This window comes from Bacillus sp. LR_5 (genome assembly GCF_042709275.1).
This window is the reverse complement of sequence record NZ_JAVAXX010000026.1, coordinates 1-17,000: the sequence shown is the minus strand read 5'-3', so window position 1 is coordinate 17,000 and position 17,000 is coordinate 1. Positions and strand designations below refer to the sequence as shown.

General features: G+C 46.7%; 19 protein-coding genes. 14 read left to right on the top strand and 5 right to left on the bottom strand.

The window, feature by feature from the left end; genetic code table 11:
* Nucleotides 1-3: 3 nt before the first annotated feature.
* From RAC86_RS08440 to yunB, 4 genes are all read left to right on the top strand, one after another.
* Nucleotides 4-825, top strand: a complete 822-nt coding sequence (locus RAC86_RS08440) for a sulfite exporter TauE/SafE family protein (RefSeq protein ID WP_072565219.1) — start codon at nt 4-6, stop codon at nt 823-825.
* Nucleotides 826-844: 19 nt separating this feature from the next.
* The gene (locus RAC86_RS08435; RefSeq protein ID WP_072565218.1) at nt 845-2,233 is read left to right on the top strand and encodes a bifunctional metallophosphatase/5'-nucleotidase; all 1,389 of its coding nucleotides are present in this window, start codon (nt 845-847) and stop codon (nt 2,231-2,233) included.
* A 64-nt stretch (nt 2,234-2,297) separates the two neighbouring features.
* Nucleotides 2,298-2,603, top strand: a complete 306-nt coding sequence (locus RAC86_RS08430) for a YunC family protein (RefSeq protein ID WP_014115042.1) — start codon at nt 2,298-2,300, stop codon at nt 2,601-2,603.
* 69 nt (nt 2,604-2,672) lie between these two features.
* Nucleotides 2,673-3,446: a sporulation protein YunB gene (gene yunB / locus RAC86_RS08425; RefSeq protein WP_041521060.1), complete on the top strand. Its 774-nt coding sequence runs from the start codon at nt 2,673-2,675 to the stop codon at nt 3,444-3,446.
* A gap of 27 nt (nt 3,447-3,473) precedes the next feature.
* Here yunB and lytH read toward each other — a convergent pair whose 3' ends face one another.
* Nucleotides 3,474-4,454: an L-Ala--D-Glu endopeptidase gene (gene lytH, locus RAC86_RS08420; RefSeq protein ID WP_041521059.1), complete on the bottom strand. Its 981-nt coding sequence runs from the start codon at nt 4,452-4,454 to the stop codon at nt 3,474-3,476.
* A gap of 234 nt (nt 4,455-4,688) precedes the next feature.
* On the opposite strand from lytH, the gene lipA reads away from it, so the two are divergent.
* Nucleotides 4,689-5,585 (top strand): lipoyl synthase, encoded by an 897-nt coding sequence (lipA, locus tag RAC86_RS08415; protein ID WP_003222888.1) that lies wholly within the window; start codon nt 4,689-4,691, stop codon nt 5,583-5,585.
* A 15-nt stretch (nt 5,586-5,600) separates the two neighbouring features.
* Here lipA and RAC86_RS08410 read toward each other — a convergent pair whose 3' ends face one another.
* Nucleotides 5,601-6,236 (bottom strand): YhcN/YlaJ family sporulation lipoprotein, encoded by a 636-nt coding sequence (locus tag RAC86_RS08410; RefSeq protein ID WP_061188010.1) that lies wholly within the window; start codon nt 6,234-6,236, stop codon nt 5,601-5,603.
* 113 nt (nt 6,237-6,349) lie between these two features.
* Here RAC86_RS08410 and RAC86_RS08405 point away from each other — a divergent pair, with 113 nt between their 5' ends.
* From RAC86_RS08405 to nucF, 3 genes are read left to right on the top strand one after another with little or no spacing between them, the layout of a single operon-like run.
* On the top strand, nt 6,350-6,625 hold the full coding sequence (locus RAC86_RS08405) for a YutD family protein (RefSeq protein WP_003228682.1): 276 nt from the start codon (nt 6,350-6,352) through the stop codon (nt 6,623-6,625).
* 23 nt (nt 6,626-6,648) lie between these two features.
* The gene (locus RAC86_RS08400) at nt 6,649-7,083 is read left to right on the top strand and encodes a DUF86 domain-containing protein (RefSeq protein ID WP_072565217.1); all 435 of its coding nucleotides are present in this window, start codon (nt 6,649-6,651) and stop codon (nt 7,081-7,083) included.
* A gap of 28 nt (nt 7,084-7,111) precedes the next feature.
* Nucleotides 7,112-7,882 carry a 5' nucleotidase NucF gene (nucF, locus tag RAC86_RS08395; protein WP_072565216.1) on the top strand — a complete coding sequence of 257 codons (771 nt, stop codon included), beginning with the start codon at nt 7,112-7,114 and terminating at the stop codon, nt 7,880-7,882.
* A gap of 25 nt (nt 7,883-7,907) precedes the next feature.
* On the opposite strand, the gene RAC86_RS08390 is transcribed toward nucF, so the two are convergent.
* A complete protein-coding gene (locus tag RAC86_RS08390; protein ID WP_014115036.1) occupies nt 7,908-8,408 on the bottom strand; it encodes a phosphatidylglycerophosphatase A family protein in 501 nt (166 codons plus the stop codon).
* 152 nt (nt 8,409-8,560) lie between these two features.
* Between RAC86_RS08390 and cotNH the strand changes: the two genes are divergently transcribed.
* The 5 genes from cotNH (at nt 8,561) to RAC86_RS08365 (ending at nt 15,124) form a co-directional block, all read left to right on the top strand.
* A complete protein-coding gene (gene cotNH / locus RAC86_RS08385) occupies nt 8,561-9,589 on the top strand; it encodes a spore coat-associated protein CotNH (RefSeq protein WP_072566774.1) in 1,029 nt (342 codons plus the stop codon).
* A gap of 167 nt (nt 9,590-9,756) precedes the next feature.
* Nucleotides 9,757-11,058, top strand: a complete 1,302-nt coding sequence (locus RAC86_RS08380) for a homoserine dehydrogenase (protein ID WP_061188012.1) — start codon at nt 9,757-9,759, stop codon at nt 11,056-11,058.
* The gene (thrC, locus tag RAC86_RS08375; RefSeq protein WP_061188082.1) at nt 11,058-12,116 is read left to right on the top strand and encodes a threonine synthase; all 1,059 of its coding nucleotides are present in this window, start codon (nt 11,058-11,060) and stop codon (nt 12,114-12,116) included. Before RAC86_RS08380 ends, thrC begins: the two co-directional genes overlap by 1 nt.
* On the top strand, nt 12,113-13,042 hold the full coding sequence (gene thrB, locus RAC86_RS08370) for a homoserine kinase (RefSeq protein ID WP_072565215.1): 930 nt from the start codon (nt 12,113-12,115) through the stop codon (nt 13,040-13,042). The genes thrC and thrB overlap by 4 nt, the downstream gene beginning before the upstream one ends.
* A gap of 108 nt (nt 13,043-13,150) precedes the next feature.
* Nucleotides 13,151-15,124 carry a S9 family peptidase gene (locus RAC86_RS08365; protein WP_072565214.1) on the top strand — a complete coding sequence of 658 codons (1,974 nt, stop codon included), beginning with the start codon at nt 13,151-13,153 and terminating at the stop codon, nt 15,122-15,124.
* A gap of 41 nt (nt 15,125-15,165) precedes the next feature.
* Here the strand turns inward: RAC86_RS08365 and RAC86_RS08360 are convergent, their stop codons facing one another.
* On the bottom strand, nt 15,166-15,501 hold the full coding sequence (locus RAC86_RS08360) for a NifU family protein (protein ID WP_171017000.1): 336 nt from the start codon (nt 15,499-15,501) through the stop codon (nt 15,166-15,168).
* A 99-nt stretch (nt 15,502-15,600) separates the two neighbouring features.
* Here RAC86_RS08360 and RAC86_RS08355 point away from each other — a divergent pair, with 99 nt between their 5' ends.
* Nucleotides 15,601-15,927 (top strand): YuzD family protein, encoded by a 327-nt coding sequence (locus RAC86_RS08355; RefSeq protein ID WP_072182293.1) that lies wholly within the window; start codon nt 15,601-15,603, stop codon nt 15,925-15,927.
* Between the two features lie 223 nt (nt 15,928-16,150).
* Here RAC86_RS08355 and RAC86_RS08350 read toward each other — a convergent pair.
* Nucleotides 16,151-17,000, bottom strand: an 850-nt coding sequence (locus tag RAC86_RS08350) for an NAD(P)/FAD-dependent oxidoreductase (protein WP_377885490.1), incomplete at its 5' end; no start/stop codon positions are given.

Here is a 17,000-nt window from a genome sequence, read left to right as displayed (position 1 = left end):
TTGATGTCGTTGGTGATTTTGGTCGTACTGGGATTAATCGCAGGTACGGTAGGAAGCCTGATTGGGCTTGGCGGCGGAATTGTGATCGTGCCGTCTCTGATGTTTCTAAGCACAGTGACGCCGCTGTTTCAGGATGTGACGCCGCAGGTCGCAATTGGAACTTCGCTTTTGGTCATTATTTTTACGGGTCTTTCTTCAACTTTGGCTTATATTAGATATAAAACCGTTGATTATAAGAGCGGGCTCATTTTCTTTATTGGTTCAGGTCCCGGCAGCATTATCGGGGCTTACGTGTCAAAGCTGTTCAATTCAAACTCGTTTTCCATTTGGTTTGGCATTTTTATGATTCTTATTTCATTATCCTTAATGCTCAAAGCGAAAGCCCGGACGATCAACAAAGCGCACAAAGGGATTATTCGGACATTTCAGGATGATGCCGGTGAGCCTTATACGTACTCATATCAGGCGCCTATCGGCATTGCGATTGCCTTTGTTGTCGGCTTTTTAGGGGGGCTTTTCGGAATAGGCGGCGGATCGCTCATGGTTCCGGCGATGATGCTGTTATTCCTGTTCCCGCCGAAAGTTGCGGTGGCAACATCCATGTTTATTATTTTCCTGTCCTCTATGACAGGGTCTGTTTCACATGTTATTTCCGGGCACGTCAATTGGCTGTATGCACTAGCACTTGTGCCCGGCGCCTGGTTCGGCGGAAAGCTTGGCGCCGCCATCAACAGAAAAATGCAGACGAAAACGATCGTAATGATCATGCGGATCGTATTGATTTTAATCGGCTGCCAGCTCATTTATGAAGGCATTTTCAGCTGAACGATTAGGGAGAGATAATATGAAGGAGAAGCTCCGCTTATATCATACAAATGATTTGCACAGCCATTTTGAAAACTGGCCGAAAATTGTAGATTATATCGAGCAGAAAAGAAAAGAGCATCAATCAGACAGCGAAGAGACGCTCGTTTTTGATATTGGCGATCATCTTGATCGTTTTCAATTCGTGACAGAGGCGACTTTCGGAAAAGCGAATGTCGATCTCTTAAACCGTCTTCACATTGATGGAGCGGTGATCGGCAATAACGAAGGGATTACGCTTCCGCATGATGAGCTCGCAGCCTTATATGATCATGCTGAATTTCCCGTTATCGTCTCTAATCTATATGACAAAAACGGAAGCCGTCCGTCCTGGGCGGTTCCTTACCATATCAAAACATTGAAAAACGGTATGTCCATTGCTTTTTTAGGTGTAACTGTGCCGTATTATCCCGTTTATGACAAGCTGGGATGGACAGTAACCGATGCTTTTGAAAGCGTAAAAGCAACCATTCAGGAAGTGAAAGGGCAGGCTGATATCATCGTTCTGCTGTCACATTTAGGCATCCTAGATGATCAGGCAATGGCTGAAGCGGTACCTGAGATTGATGTAATCCTCGAATCGCACACCCATCATTTGCTCGAAGATGGACAAGTGGTAAACGGCGTGTTGCTTGCCAGCGCCGAGAAATACGGGCATTATGTGGGCTGTGTAGAAATCACGGTGGACAGCATACAGCGAAGCATCATCAGCAAAACAGCGTCTGTGCGAAACATGGCGGAATGGACAGGAGAATCAGCAGAAACAAAAGCGTTTCTCAAAGAAAAAGAACGTGAAGCCGAGGAGAAGCTGTCCGATGCTGTTGCGGAGCTTGCGCAAGATGCCGAGGTGAAGTGGTTTGAAGAATCAGAGCTGCCTTTGCTTTTGGCGTACGCGTTAAAGGAATGGTGCGGGACGGACATCAGTATGGTGAATTCCGGTGTCATTCTCGGTCCCCTGAAAGCGGGTCCTGTGACGAAGCTGGATCTGCACCGCATCTGCCCTCATCCGATCAACCCGGTGGCTGTCCGACTGACGGGAGAAGAATTGAAAGAGACCATTGTCCATGCCGCTTCAGAACAAATGGAGCAGCTCCGGATCAAAGGGCTCGGCTTCCGCGGAGAAGTAATGGGAAAAATGGTGTACGCGGGTGTTGCTGTAGAAACGAAACGGCTGGATGACGGAATCACGCATGTCACACGAATCACGCTGAACGGGGAAGAGATAGAAAAACATAAACAATACTCTGTTGCGGTGCTTGACATGTTTACCCTCGGCAGACTGTTTCCGATCATACGTGACGCCGCAGAAAAAGAATATTTTATGCCGGAGTTTTTGCGGGATCTGCTCGCTTGGAAGCTCGCGCAATAAGAAGGTCAGCCCACAACAAGCTGTGCCCTTCATCATAAAGTGATGAATGAAGGGAGTGGTTGACGTGGTAAATCTGACACCAATCATGATAGAAGGACAGCCTTTTACAGCTGTGACAGTGAAGCTTCCAAAAACGAATTTTATGGCTGTCACAAATGAGCACGGATACATTATGTGCGGCGCGCTTGATGTGGCGCTGCTGAATGAAAAATTAAAGGAGCGGGGCATTGTGGCGGGGCGCGCAGTTGGTGTACGCACCATTGACCAGCTGTTAGACGCACCTTTAGAATCCGTCACGTACGCCGCGGAAGATCTCGGCATTCATGCCGGCATGAGCGGCAGAGCAGCGCTTTTGAAAATGGTGAAATAAAAATTTGGCCCGGCTATTACTATGTCCCCTCTTACAAGCATACATTGTGATATGTAAGGGGGGATTTTCTTGCCAAGATATCGCGGCCCTTTTCGCAAGAGAGGACCTTTGCCTTTCCGGTACGTGATGCTTCTGTCAGTTGTCTTTTTTATCCTGTCAACAACAGTCAGCCTTTGGATGATCAATGGCTCGATCAAACCTGTTTTAATGGACATCGGCGAGATGGAAACGAAGCGTATAGCGACAGAGGTGATCCAGGATTCGATTGAGGATTATATGTCTGACAGTGAAAATATGAAAGATATGTTTCAAATGAATTCTGATGAAAACGGAAACTTAACGACAATCGATTTTAATACACAGGTTGTAAATAGTGTAAAAACAAAAGTGACAAAGCAGCTTCAGGCTCATCTAAAAGAGATGGAAACCCACTCCGGACACAGCGGCGCCAGTGAAAATATTATGATCAACATTCCGCTGGGACAGGTAACCGGCAACAGCCTCCTCGGAAACCTAGGGCCGAAAATCCCAGTCCGGTTCAATTTAATCGGTGACGCTTTTACAGATGTCAAAACCAAAATCAAGCCATATGGCATAAATAATGCACTTATTGATATCAGCATCTTTGTCGAAATTAAAGTGAAGGTCATCATTCCGTTTGCAAGCAAAACCGCTGTCGTCACAAATAATGTTCCTGTATCGATTAAAGCAGTGCAGGGCGAAGTGCCCCAGTTTTATAACGGAAGCGGCGGCTCAGGTGTCACGCCTTCTGTCCAGCTCCCAAGCAGCAAAGATGAGGACAGTGCCGAATCGGAATCGAAAAATGAAAAAAGCAGCAAATAAGCCGCCCGTTGAAGAGGCGGCTTTTCGTTATTTCTTTTTTTTGTATTCATATCGCTCCCACGCTCTCAAGTGCGGGTATGGATCAAACGACCATTCGGTTTTTCCGTTATCTTTGTACATGCCGTAGTGAAGATGCGGCGGGAACTTTCCAGCTGTTCCCGGCGGGCCGTATCCTGAGCTGCCGACTGATCCGATCACTTGGCCGGGCTCAACGATCTGTCCTGTTTTAATCCCTTTGGCAAACCCATTGAGATGGGCAAAATAATGATACGTATTGTTAATGTCTCTGATGCCGATTCTCCATCCTCCGAAGCGGTTCCAGCCCTTCATTTCAACTATGCCGTAACAGGTAGATTTGACAGGAAGGCCATAATGGGCAAAGATATCCGTGCCTTCATGAATCCGTCTTCCTCCGAAGCCGCGGGCATCTCCCCACGTGCTGCGATAGCTGTAATCGGTTCTGATCGGAAGCGGAAACGCATGCTCGCCCAGATCAATATGGCCGTAAGCTTTAAACAGCTTCATGAATTCAGATATGATCCCGACTGTCTGATCGCGTCGGTAATAATTCCAAAGCCCGATACGGATGTTGTCCTCATCTGTGCCATACGACAGCAAGTATTGGCTGAATGTATACAAAATATCTTCATCATTGCTGACCTCGGCTTTTCCGTCTCCGTCACCATCCATCCCAATCCCATCGAATACTTTGATGCTTAACGGTGCATCGTCTTTCGGATTCGGGTTTTCAGGCCCGCTCCAGATTTCATCCGGTATATAGATGCTGATGATTCCCGCTTTGTCAGGCAGATCTTTTCGGTTACTCCGCACATTTTCCTCGTACTGGTCTACTGCGGCGAGCGCATACCAAGGAATCTGCGTCACAGCCTCGACTTTATGATATAATTCCATCCGTTTCGACAGCACTGGATCTGAAAGCTTTTTTCCAGACGCAGAAGGCTCAAACGCAAACAAAAGGAGAAGAAGAGCGGATAACAAAACTTTCACAAAATAATCTCCTTTCATATTGAATACACATAGTTTGCGGCAAGCCGGCTTAAAAATGTCAGTAATCATCTTCCCTTGTCGAGAAATTTTTCCTATGTTAAAGTGTCTAAAGAAAAGACTTTCTTTAGTTAGAAAAACATTATTTTTGTTGCAGAAATAAAACCTGCACCTTTCTCGTTTTCAGAATGTTTCGTGTCAGAAATTGAGTATATTGGATATTGGAGATGATGGGAATTGGCAAAGAAAGACGAACACCTCAGAAAGCCCGAATGGCTCAAAATCAAATTAAACACAAATGAAAACTATACAGGGCTCAAAAAACTCATGCGTGAAAACAACCTGCATACCGTATGCGAAGAAGCAAAGTGTCCGAATATTCATGAATGCTGGGCGGTCAGACGTACAGCTACATTTATGATTTTAGGTTCTGTTTGTACAAGAGCATGCCGTTTCTGTGCTGTCAAAACGGGCCTTCCGACTGAGCTAGATCTGCAAGAGCCGGAACGCGTAGCGGATTCTGTCGCGCTTATGAATCTGAAACACGCGGTCATTACGGCTGTTGCGCGTGACGACCAGAAAGACGGCGGGGCAGGCATTTTTGCGGAAACTGTCCGTGCGATCCGCAGAAAAAGCCCGTTCACAACAATTGAGGTGCTGCCGTCTGATATGGGCGGAAACTATGATAACCTGAAAACCTTGATGGATACACGCCCAGACATCCTGAATCACAATATCGAAACGGTTCGCCGCCTGACGCCAAGAGTCCGCGCGCGTGCGACGTACGACCGTTCGTTGGAATTTTTGCGCCGTGCGAAAGAAATGCAACCTGACATTCCGACAAAATCAAGCATCATGATCGGACTCGGCGAAACGAAGGAAGAAATTATTGAAGTCATGGACGACCTCTTGGCAAACAACGTGGATATTATGGCAATCGGCCAATATCTGCAGCCGACGAAGAAACATTTGAAAGTTCAAAAGTACTATCACCCTGATGAATTTGCAGAATTAAAGGAAATCGCGATGCAAAAAGGCTTCAGCCACTGCGAAGCCGGCCCGCTTGTCCGTTCTTCTTACCATGCGGATGAACAAGTGAACGAAGCATCTAAAAAGCGCCAAGCACAAGCATAATGCCAAAACGCCAGATCATCTGGCGTTTTTGTCATTCCTATCGGTTTTCATGTCCTGTCGGGTTTCTCCGTTGGCATTTTCATTCTCTGAGACGGGGCTTCCTTGCGGGGAGGTTTTCATTTCTTGAATCGTCCCCGACATGATTTCTCTGATATCCCTTGAACCAGAGCCGAGATTGCTGAAATTTTCGATCGACTGCATATGGTTTGGATTATCAGAAATATACACATGATAGTATCGCGGTATTACAGAAGCAGCCGTTTTTTTCACCTGATCGGCGGTCAGCCCGCGGTTTTTAGAATCGGTTTTGTATACGACAAGCGCTTCTTGATCGGTGACCAATGTTGCAGCATCTTGAATATGGGGGAGCTGAACCGTTAAACTTGATATGATGTGAGCGGTTTCTTCCCGGTTCATTACCGGCGTTTTCTGCTGTTCGCCGTCAAATTGTTCTTTTTGATAGCGGACATAGCCAAATTGTTCGTTCTCATCATGCCGGTTAAAAGCCTCGTTGCGGTCAGACACATGAATGGGTCTGGTTTGATTCTGCGCCTGATTTCGGACATTTTGCCCGGCATTGTCCAATCCTGCGCCTCCGCACCCGGATAAAAGCCCGGTCAACAGGCAGAGGCTGACAGCAGTTCGTTTCATTTGTAAATCCCTCCTCATGTGTAGGGTAGCCAAATCGCATGATTTATTCTTTAGCAATTGATGGGGACGGGGCAATGAATTATGATAGGAATGAGTGAAAAAGAGGTGAGATCATGATTCTTATTCAAAATGCCGAATTTGAATTGGTGCACAATTTTAAAGACGGCTTCAATGAAGAGGCTTTTAAAGCCCGTTACTCCGATATTTTAAATAAATACGATTATATTGTGGGAGACTGGGGATACGGTCAGCTCAGGCTCAAGGGCTTCTTTGACGACCAGAATCAAAAGGCAACCTTCGAAACGAAAATCAGCACATTAGATGAATACATTTACGAATACTGCAATTTCGGCTGTGCGTATTTTGTCTTGAAACGGATCAGAAAATAAACATACACAAAGGGGATGCTGTCATGTATTTTGTTGACAGAAACAAGATCGAGCAAACACTCAGGTTCTATGAGCACCAGCTGGCGCTTTTTAACTCACAAACAGACTGGCAGTCTGAAATCGGGGGACCGGCGCTTCAGCGTATAGGACATTTGTTAATCGAATGCATCCTGGATACAGGCAATGACATGATTGACGGTTTTATTATGCGGGACCCGGGCAGCTATGATGACATTATGGACATACTTGTTGATGAAAAAGTTGTCACGGAACAAGAGGGAAGTGAGCTCAAGCAATTGATCGCCTACCGCAAAACATTAGTTCAGCAGTACCTGCTCGCTGACAGCGCCGAGCTTTACAGGCTGATCACGGCACATCAGACAGCTCTGCAAGACTTCCCGCAACGGATCAGAAGCTACTTGGAAACAGAGCTTGTCCCTGTTTCTGCGTTTAAATAACAACTGGAAAGCCACAGGAGTGTTGGAAATGAAAACATATAAAGGGTATTTAATTGATTTAGACGGAACGATGTACAATGGCACGGAAAAAATCGAGGAAGCGTGTGAATTTGTCAGAACGCTGAAAGATCGCGGAGTTCCTTATCTTTTCGTGACAAACAACTCTTCGCGCACACCGAAGCAGGTGGCGGACAAGCTCGTGTCTTTTGATATTCCCGCAACAGAAGAGCAGGTCTTCACGACCAGCATGGCGACTGCCCAGCATATCGCTCAGCAGAAAAAAGACGCGTCTGTGTATGTGATCGGGGAAGAAGGAATCCGCCAGGCAATTGAAGAAAACGGCCTGACGTTTGGCGGGGAAAACGCGGATTTTGTCGTTGTCGGTATTGACCGTTCCATTACATACGAAAAATTTGCTGTCGGCTGCCTGGCAATCAGAAACGGTGCCCGCTTTATTTCCACTAATGGAGATATTGCGATCCCGACTGAAAGAGGTCTTCTGCCTGGAAACGGTTCACTGACATCTGTATTAACTGTATCCACAGGCGTACAGCCGGTATTTATCGGCAAGCCGGAATCAATCATTATGAAGCAGGCGATGCGCGTTCTTGGCACGGATGTGTCCGAAACACTCATGGTCGGCGACAACTATGCGACGGACATCATGGCCGGCATTAACGCCGGTATGGATACGCTGCTCGTTCACACAGGCGTAACGAAAAGAGAGCATATGACAGACGATATGGAAAAACCGACTCACGCCATTGACTCTCTGACCGAATGGATTCCATACATTTAAAAAAGGGCGCCCTAAAAGGGTGCCCTTATTCTGTATGCCGCGCGCGGTGTGCGAGCCTGCTTGAGGCCGCGGCGGAAATCGCGCCGACGATGTCATCTAAAAAGGTATGGCATTCGCCGGTTGATTTATCATTTAAATGTTTAAGGATGCCGGGTTTTTCTTTGTCGATGTAACCGTAGTTCGTAAACCCGATTGATCCGTAAATGTTCACGATGGAAAATGCCAGAACTTCATCTACCCCATATAGGCTTTCATCTGTTTCCAGCATCGTTTGCAGCGGCTCAGACAGCTTTTTCTGCTCAGCAAGAATATCCAATTCAATGCCCGTTAAAATCGCATTTTGCACCTCGCGTTTTGCGAGAACGCGATTGACGTTCAACGTGCATTCATCAATGTTTAAATCCGGATGATATTTTTTCTGAAGAAAAAAGACAAGCTCGGCAATGTCTGATACCTCAACGCCGCGCTCCTTCATCCGTGCTCTTGCTTTTGCTTCCATCTGACTGATTTGTTCGTTTTCTGACATCAGCTTCACCCAATCTTTTTTACTAGTTTATACAAAATGTTTGAGATGTTTACGACTTTTTCTTGCGCCTTCGTCGGATTAAAATATGTATTCATAATTCCGGACGTGTATGACTACGATGTGATGAGCCCTAATTCAACAGGCAGGTGATCATTGTGAAAGGTACAATAAAAGAAAAATACGGTATTCACATTAGGCAGCTTTCCATGTACCAGCACACATATCAATGCTTTCAGACGCCGAATTCATTTTTTCTGATTGTCCCCGTTTCCCAATTCTCAGAGACAGAACTGGCAGAGCTTTATTACATGAGTCAGTATTTACAAGAACAAAGTGACCCATACGTTTCGGTTTTTATCTTTACAAAAGAAGGTGAGCTGACGTTTGAACATGAGGGGAAAACGTACGCTCTGCTGAAGGCGGCACCCCCTTTTTCAAACCGTGCGTTCTCCATTGGACAGGAGCTGGCGGAATTTCACCGAAAAGGCAGAGGGTATCCGTATGAAGTGAAGGCAGCCGGAAGAATCGGCCAGTGGAAGGATCTGTGGGGAAAACGCATTGATCAGCTGGAGGTGTTTTGGCAGCGAAAGGTTCATACCCCTCCTCACGAGCCATTCGATAAAAAAATGATCGAATCATTTCCATATTATTTAGGACTGTCAGAAAACGCGATACAATATTTAGTGGACACTGAGCTGGATGACAAGCCTCAAGCCGCAGATTCAGGAACGATATGCCATCAGCGGATGGAAAGGCATACATGGTCACCCGAATCACTGATCAGGATTCCTGCGGATTGGGTATTTGACCACGCCTCACGCGATTTGGCTGAATATATGAGGCATACGTTTTTGCATCATAGACAAGATTTTCATCAGCAGGGTTTTCACTTTTTGCAGGAATACGAGCAAGTTACGCCGCTATCTTCGTTTTCAAAACGTCTTTTATACAGCCGCCTGCTCTTTCCGCTTCATTATTTTGAAATCGTGGAGAGCTACTACATGTCACCAGAATCAGAAAAGCATTATTATGAAGAGCAGCTTGACTTCATTCTTAGCGACTGCGAACGCTATGAGCAATTTCTAAATACGGCGCAGGAATTCATGAACATGCGGGCGCAGAAACCGTTTGTTCCCCGCGTGAGCTGGCTCGGCAAAGGCGGAAAAATAATTAGAAAATAAAGAATCTTGTCATATCAACGTGTTAAGCGGTTACATTCATAAAATTCAGCCGATTACTGTCTTGTCAAAACAGGAGTGGGCTTATATAATGTTTGTAACTTATATGTCTGTGTTGAGTTAACAATTGTCTTTTTCAAGAGGACAATTAAAAGAAAGGTGGAGTTTTTTTGAAAGCAATTCGTGTAGGGCTTTTAGGTTTAGGTACCGTCGGAAGCGGTGTCGTTAAAATTATTCAAGACCATCAGGATAAGCTGATGCATCAGGTCGGCTGTCCGATTACGATAAAAAAAGTGCTTGTAAAAGATCTAGAGAAAAAGAGAGAAGTAGATTTGCCGAAGGAAGTGCTCACGACAGAAGTGTATGATGTCATCGATGATCCAGATGTTGATGTCGTCATCGAGGTGATCGGCGGAGTTGAGCAGACAAAACAATATTTGGTCGACGCGCTGAGATCGAAAAAGCATGTTGTCACAGCAAACAAGGATTTAATGGCTGTGTACGGTTCTGAGCTGCTTGCTGAAGCGAAGGAAAATGGCTGCGATATCTACTTTGAAGCCAGTGTTGCCGGCGGGATTCCGATTCTGCGCACGTTAGAGGAAGGCCTCTCATCAGACCGGATTACAAAGATGATGGGGATCGTGAACGGAACAACGAACTTTATCTTAACAAAAATGATCAAAGAAAAAAGCCCATACGAGGAAGTGCTCAAAGAAGCGCAAGATCTTGGCTTTGCCGAAGCAGATCCGACTTCAGACGTGGAAGGGCTTGACGCCGCACGGAAAATGGCGATATTGGCGCGCCTCGGCTTCTCGATGAATGTAGATTTGGAAGACGTCAAAGTAAAGGGGATCTCCCAAATTACAGACGAGGACATCAGCTTCAGTAAACGTCTCGGCTATACGATGAAGCTGATCGGGATTGCTCAGCGTGACGGCAGCAAAATTGAAGTCAGCGTACAGCCGACGCTGCTTCCTGACCATCACCCGCTTTCTGCTGTGCATAATGAGTTTAACGCCGTTTACGTATACGGAGAGGCTGTTGGTGAGACGATGTTCTACGGGCCTGGAGCCGGGAGCATGCCGACTGCGACATCCGTTGTTTCTGACCTTGTCGCGGTCATGAAAAATATGAGGCTCGGCGTAACCGGCAACAGCTTTGTTGGGCCGCAATATGAGAAAAACATGAAGTCGCCGTCTGACATTTACGCACAGCAATTTTTAAGAATTCATGTAAAAGATGAGGTCGGTTCATTCTCGAAAATTACGTCTGTGTTCTCAGAGCGGGGCGTGAGCTTTGAAAAAATCCTTCAGCTGCCGATTAAAGACCATGATGAGTTGGCAGAAATCGTGATTGTGACACACCATACATCAGAAGCTGATTTCAGTGATATCCTGCAAAACCTAAATGATTTGGAAGTCGTTCAAGAAGTCAAAAGCACATATCGTGTAGAAGGGAACGGTTGGAGCTAATGTGGAAAGGTCTTATCCATCAATATAAAGATTTTTTACCTGTAACAGATCAAACACCGGCGCTTACTTTACATGAAGGAAATACACCTCTTATCCATCTGCCGAAGCTGTCTGAGCAGCTCGGAATTGAGCTTCATGTCAAAACAGAAGGTGTCAACCCTACGGGATCATTCAAAGACCGCGGAATGGTTATGGCTGTGGCGAAAGCAAAAGAAGAAGGCAACGATACGATTATGTGCGCGTCAACAGGAAACACGTCCGCTGCTGCGGCTGCTTATGCAGCCCGCGCCAACATGAAGTGTATCGTCATCATCCCGAACGGCAAAATCGCGTTCGGAAAACTTGCTCAGGCTGTCATGTATGGAGCTGATATTATAGCAATTGACGGAAACTTTGACGATGCGCTTAAAATTGTCCGTTCCATCTGTGAGAAATCACCAATTGCTCTTGTCAACTCAGTCAACCCTTACCGCCTTGAAGGCCAAAAAACAGCTGCCTTTGAAGTGTGTGAGCAGCTGGGCGAAGCACCGGATGTTTTAGCGATCCCGGTCGGAAACGCAGGCAATATCTCAGCGTATTGGAAGGGCTTCAAGGAATATCATGAGAAAAACGGCACAGGCCTCCCGAAAATGCGCGGATTTGAAGCGGAAGGCTCGGCGGCAATCGTTCGCAATGAAGTAATTGAAAATCCGGAAACAATAGCAACAGCCATTCGTATCGGAAACCCGGCAAGCTGGGACAAAGCTGTAAAGGCAGCTGAGGAATCCAACGGGAAAATTGACGAAGTCACTGATGATGAAATCCTTCACGCGTATCAGCTGATCGCCCGTGAAGAAGGCGTGTTTGCAGAACCGGGATCCTGCGCTTCCATTGCTGGCGTTCTGAAACAGGTGAAATCCGGAGAAATTCCGAAAGGCAGCAAGGTCGTCGCTGTGTTAACAGGAAACGGGCTGAAAGATCCGAATACAGCAGTAGACATTTCAGAAATCAAGCCGGTCACATTGCCGACGAATGAAGACAGCATCCTTGAATATGTAAAAGGAGCGGCCCGTGTATGAACGAAGCCGACATGCTGTTCACTGTCACTGTTCCCGGAAGCACAGCTAACCTAGGCCCCGGCTTCGATTCAGTTGGAATGGCGCTCAGCAGATATTTGAAGCTGACCGTCTTTGAAAGCGACAAGTGGTCTTTTGAAGCTGAAACAGAAACAGTCGCCGGAATTCCGGCGGGTACAGATAATCTGATCTATCAAGTGGCAAAACGGACAGCAGATTTATACGGTAAAGAAATGCCGCCTGTCCATGTGAAAGTGTGGAGCGACATTCCGCTCGCACGCGGCCTTGGCAGCAGCGCCGCGGCGATTGTAGCGGCCGTTGAACTGGCTGATGAATTATGCGGCTTAAAGCTCTCTGAAGCGGACAAGCTGCATGTAGCCAGCCTTGAAGAAGGACACCCGGATAATGCGGGCGCTTCTCTCGTTGGCGGACTTGTCATTGGCCTGCATGAAGATGACGAGACACAAATGATCCGCGTCCCGGATGCTGACATTGATGTTGTCGTTGTCATTCCTTTTTACGAAGTGCTGACAAGAGACGCAAGAGACGTGCTTCCGAAGGAATTTCCATATGCCGATGCCGTAAAGGCAAGTGCCATCAGCAATATCCTCATTGCTGCGATCATGTCTAAGGATTGGCCGCTCGTCGGGAAAATCATGAAGAAGGATATGTTCCACCAGCCATACCGGGCGATGCTTGTGCCTGAGCTGTCCAAAGTAGAACACGTCGCCGAGATGAAGGGCGCATACGGAACGGCTCTCAGCGGGGCAGGCCCGACGATTCTTGTTATGACTGAAAAAGGAAAGGGAGAAGAGCTCAAAGAACAGCTCGCGCTTCATTTCCCTCATTGTGAAGTCGACGCTTTGACCGTTCCGAAAGAGGGAAGTATAATAGAGCGAAATCCTTTATACCAAGTAAAAAGTGTATAGATCATGCCAAGCGTCCCTCAGCATCAGCGGAGGGCGCTTTTTTTCTGCTGGAGATAAAGGAGTTTTTATTTAGAAAAACGAAATAGTTGTTAAAAGGAGGAGATGAACATGAAAAAGCTGATAACCGCAGAAGACATCACAGCGATTGTCTCTGTAACCGATCCTCAATACGCCCCAGATGGTATCCGTGCCGCATATGTCCAGTCACAAGTGAATCAAGAGAAAGATTCGTATACATCAAATATATGGATCTATGAAACGAAAACAGGCAGGTCTGTTCCTTGGACACAAGGAGAAAAGCGGTGCACGGACCCAAGATGGTCTCCGGACGGGCGCACGCTTGCCTTTATTTCTGATCGTGAAGGCGATGCAGCACAGCTGTATATCATAAGTGCTGAAGGCGGGGAAGCAAGAAAACTGACTGATATCCCGTATGGCGTGTCAAAGCCAATATGGTCCCCGGATGGCGAATCGGTGCTTGTTACTGTCAGTTTAGGAGAGGGAGAAAGTATTAATGATCGAGAGAAAACGGAGCCGGACAGCTTTGAACCTGTTGAAGTTCAAGGTCTAGCCTATAAACGGGACGGCAAAGGGCTGACGAGAGGTGCGTATGCCCAGCTTGTGCTTGTCAGCGTGAAGTCTGGTAAGGTGAAGCAGCTGACAAATCACAAAGCCGATCATGGCGACCCTGCTTTTTCTCCTGACGGCAAATCGCTTGTTTTCTCAGCTAATTTGACTGAAACGGACGATGCCAGCAAGCCGCACGATGTCTGCATGATGTCGCTGGATACTGGAGATCTCAAGCAGATTACGTCTCATCGCGGCTCATTCGGACCAAGCTCATTTTCACCGGACGGAAGGTATCTTGCTTTGCTTGGACATGAAAAGGAATATCAGAATGCAACGTTCGAAAAGGCGTGGCTCTATGATATCGAACAAGACAACCTTACATGTCTGACTGAAATGCTTGACGTTCATTTAGCGGATGCGCTCATTGGAGATTCACTGATCGGAGGTGCCGAACAGCGCCCGGTTTGGACGAAAGACAGCCAAGGGTTTTATGTCATCGGCACAGATCAAGGCAGTACGGGAATCTATTATATTTCGATTGAAGGCCTTGTGTATCCGATTCGTCTCGAAAAAGAGTACATCAATAGTTTTTCCATTTCACCTGACGAACAACACTTTATTGCCAGTGTGACAAAGCCGGACAGACCGAGCGAGCTTTACAGCCTCCCGCTTGGGCAGGAAGAGAAACGGCTGACTGGCGCGAATGACAAGTTTGTCGGCGAGCATACGATTTCAATACCTGAAGATATTCAATATGTCACAGAAGACGGCGTGACGGTGAACGGCTGGCTGATGAAGCCTGCACAGCCGGAAGGTGAAGCCTCATATCCTCTTATTCTCAACATACACGGCGGTCCGCACATGATGTACGGGCATACATATTTTCATGAATTTCAAGTGCTGGCGGCGAAAGGATACGCAGTGGTTTATGTCAATCCGAGAGGAAGCCACGGTTACGGGCAGGAATTTGTGAATGCCGTCAGAGGAGATTATGGAGGAAAGGATTATGCGGATGTGATGCAGGCTGTGGATGAGGCTATCAAACGAGATCCGCAGATTGATCCTAAGCGGCTCGGTGTCACGGGCGGAAGTTATGGAGGCTTTATGACCAACTGGATCGTTGGACAGACGAACCGCTTTAAAGCCGCTGTCACCCAGCGCTCGATTTCAAACTGGATCAGCTTTCATGGCGTCAGTGATATCGGCTATTTCTTTACAGACTGGCAGCTAGAGCATGACATGTTTGCAGACACAGAAAAGCTCTGGGACCGTTCCCCTTTAAAATACGCAGCAAACGTGGAGACACCGCTTTTGATTCTGCATGGCGAGCGAGATGACCGGTGCCCGATCGAGCAGGCGGAGCAGCTATTTATTGCTCTGAAAAAAATGGGCAAGGAAACGATGCTTGTCCGTTTTCCGAAAGCATCGCACAGTTTGTCACGCAGCGGACACCCGGTACAGCGGATCAAGCGCCTGAATTATATAAGCTCATGGTTTGATCAATATCTCTAATAAAAAAGCCAGGCTGATTAACGATCAGCCTGGCTGCTTTATTAAAAGACTTGTTCTACTTCAACGACACCCGGCACTTCTTCAAGAAGAGCGCGTTCAATTCCGGCTTTCAGCGTAATTGTTGAACTTGGGCAGCTGCCGCATGCGCCTAGAAGACGAAGCTTAACGATACCTTCATCTACGTCTACAAGCTCACAGTCACCGCCGTCACGAAGTAAAAACGGACGAAGTTTGTCCAGTACTTCCTGCACCTGTTCTTTCATTTCAACTTCAGTCATGACATTCGCTCCTTTCGTCATCATAAAACCATTATATTCAGTGTAACAATAAAAATCTATTGTTTGGTTTGCAAAGTTGCTTTCCCTATTATAGCACATTAAGACTTGAACACAAAAACGGTTTTTTTCTATAAAAACGTCTTTTGTCTCTGTATACTGAAAGAAAGGATATACATAGGGGGAAGGAGGCGTTTACCAGTGACAAAACCTGTCGTGCTCAGCGTGTACGGGGCAGAAACCGTTTGTGCAAGCTGTGTCAATATGCCGACGGCCAAGGATACATACGAGTGGCTTGAGGCTGCGCTGAAAAGAAAATATCCAAATCAGCCTTTTGCGATGCAATACATCGATATTTATGAGCCGCCTGACAATGAACTTGCAAAAGAGCTTGCGGAAAAAATCAGAAATGACGAGTATTTTTATCCGCTTGTTCTTGTAGAAGACAAAATTGTTGGTGAAGGCAATCCGAAATTAAAAGACGTTTATGAGGAAATGGAGAAGCATGGGTATACAGAAAACCGCTGACATGATCAGCGGTTCCAGCGTGTGGACAAACCCTCGCATTCGTTGTCAAGCCTGTGCGTTGGTGCTCACGAATTAAAACATTCGCTCCGCTCCAATGCTCGCCTTTCCTAGACTTCAAGGGTTTTCAAACACGCTGAAAAGATGAAAACGGCTAAAACTAAAACCGTTTTAGCCGTTTGTAATCATTTAAACCGCTGAAATGATCAGCGGTTCTTCTCTATCATTAACCGTTATGATGTTTGTACATCCACAGCAAGCCGGATTTCAACATGCGCGGAACACGGCCGATCAGCGGGCGGTCAGCAACAAGACCGAAGCCGGCTTTTTTTCCGAGTGAACCGAGGACGCCTTTCAGCTTAAACTGCGGCATTGATTCTGGAAGGGCTTCTCCATTCCAGCGTTTTTGCAAGATTTGGACAATCTGCTCTGCTTGAGCCTCTGCCAGCTGGGCGCTCGGTGCATGAGGGAGGCTGGCGCAATCGCCGACAACGTACAGATGTTCATCACCAGGAAGATTGTGATGAGGCGTTAATACGATACGCCCTTGTGCGTCCTTTTCCACATCTAAGTCTCTGACGACTTTGTTCGGCTGTATGCCGGCTGTCCACACGATGGCGTCTGCAGAAATCGGTTCATCGTGGTTATACACAATGCCTTCTTCAACTTTTGTGATATTTGCCCTGTTAATAATGCGGACACCGTGCTCTTCGAACCAATTTTGCACATATTTGCTCAAACGCTCGGGAAAGCTTGATAAAATGAGATTACCGCGGTCGAACAGAATGATGTTCAGGTCATCACGGCTTTCTCTCAGTTCACTTGCAAGTTCAACGCCGCTTAAGCCCGCTCCGACAATGGCGACAGTGGCATTAGCGCTCAGGTTATTCAGCTTTTGATAGGTTTCGCGGGACTGGTCGATGGTTTGAATGCTGTAGGTGAATTCAGGCGCTCCCGGCACGTTGTGATATTTATCCTCGCAGCCGAGCCCGATTACAGCGTCATCGTAAGAAATCGGTTCACGATCTTGGAACAGCACTTGTTTTTGTGCAATATCAATTGATGAGATATCACCA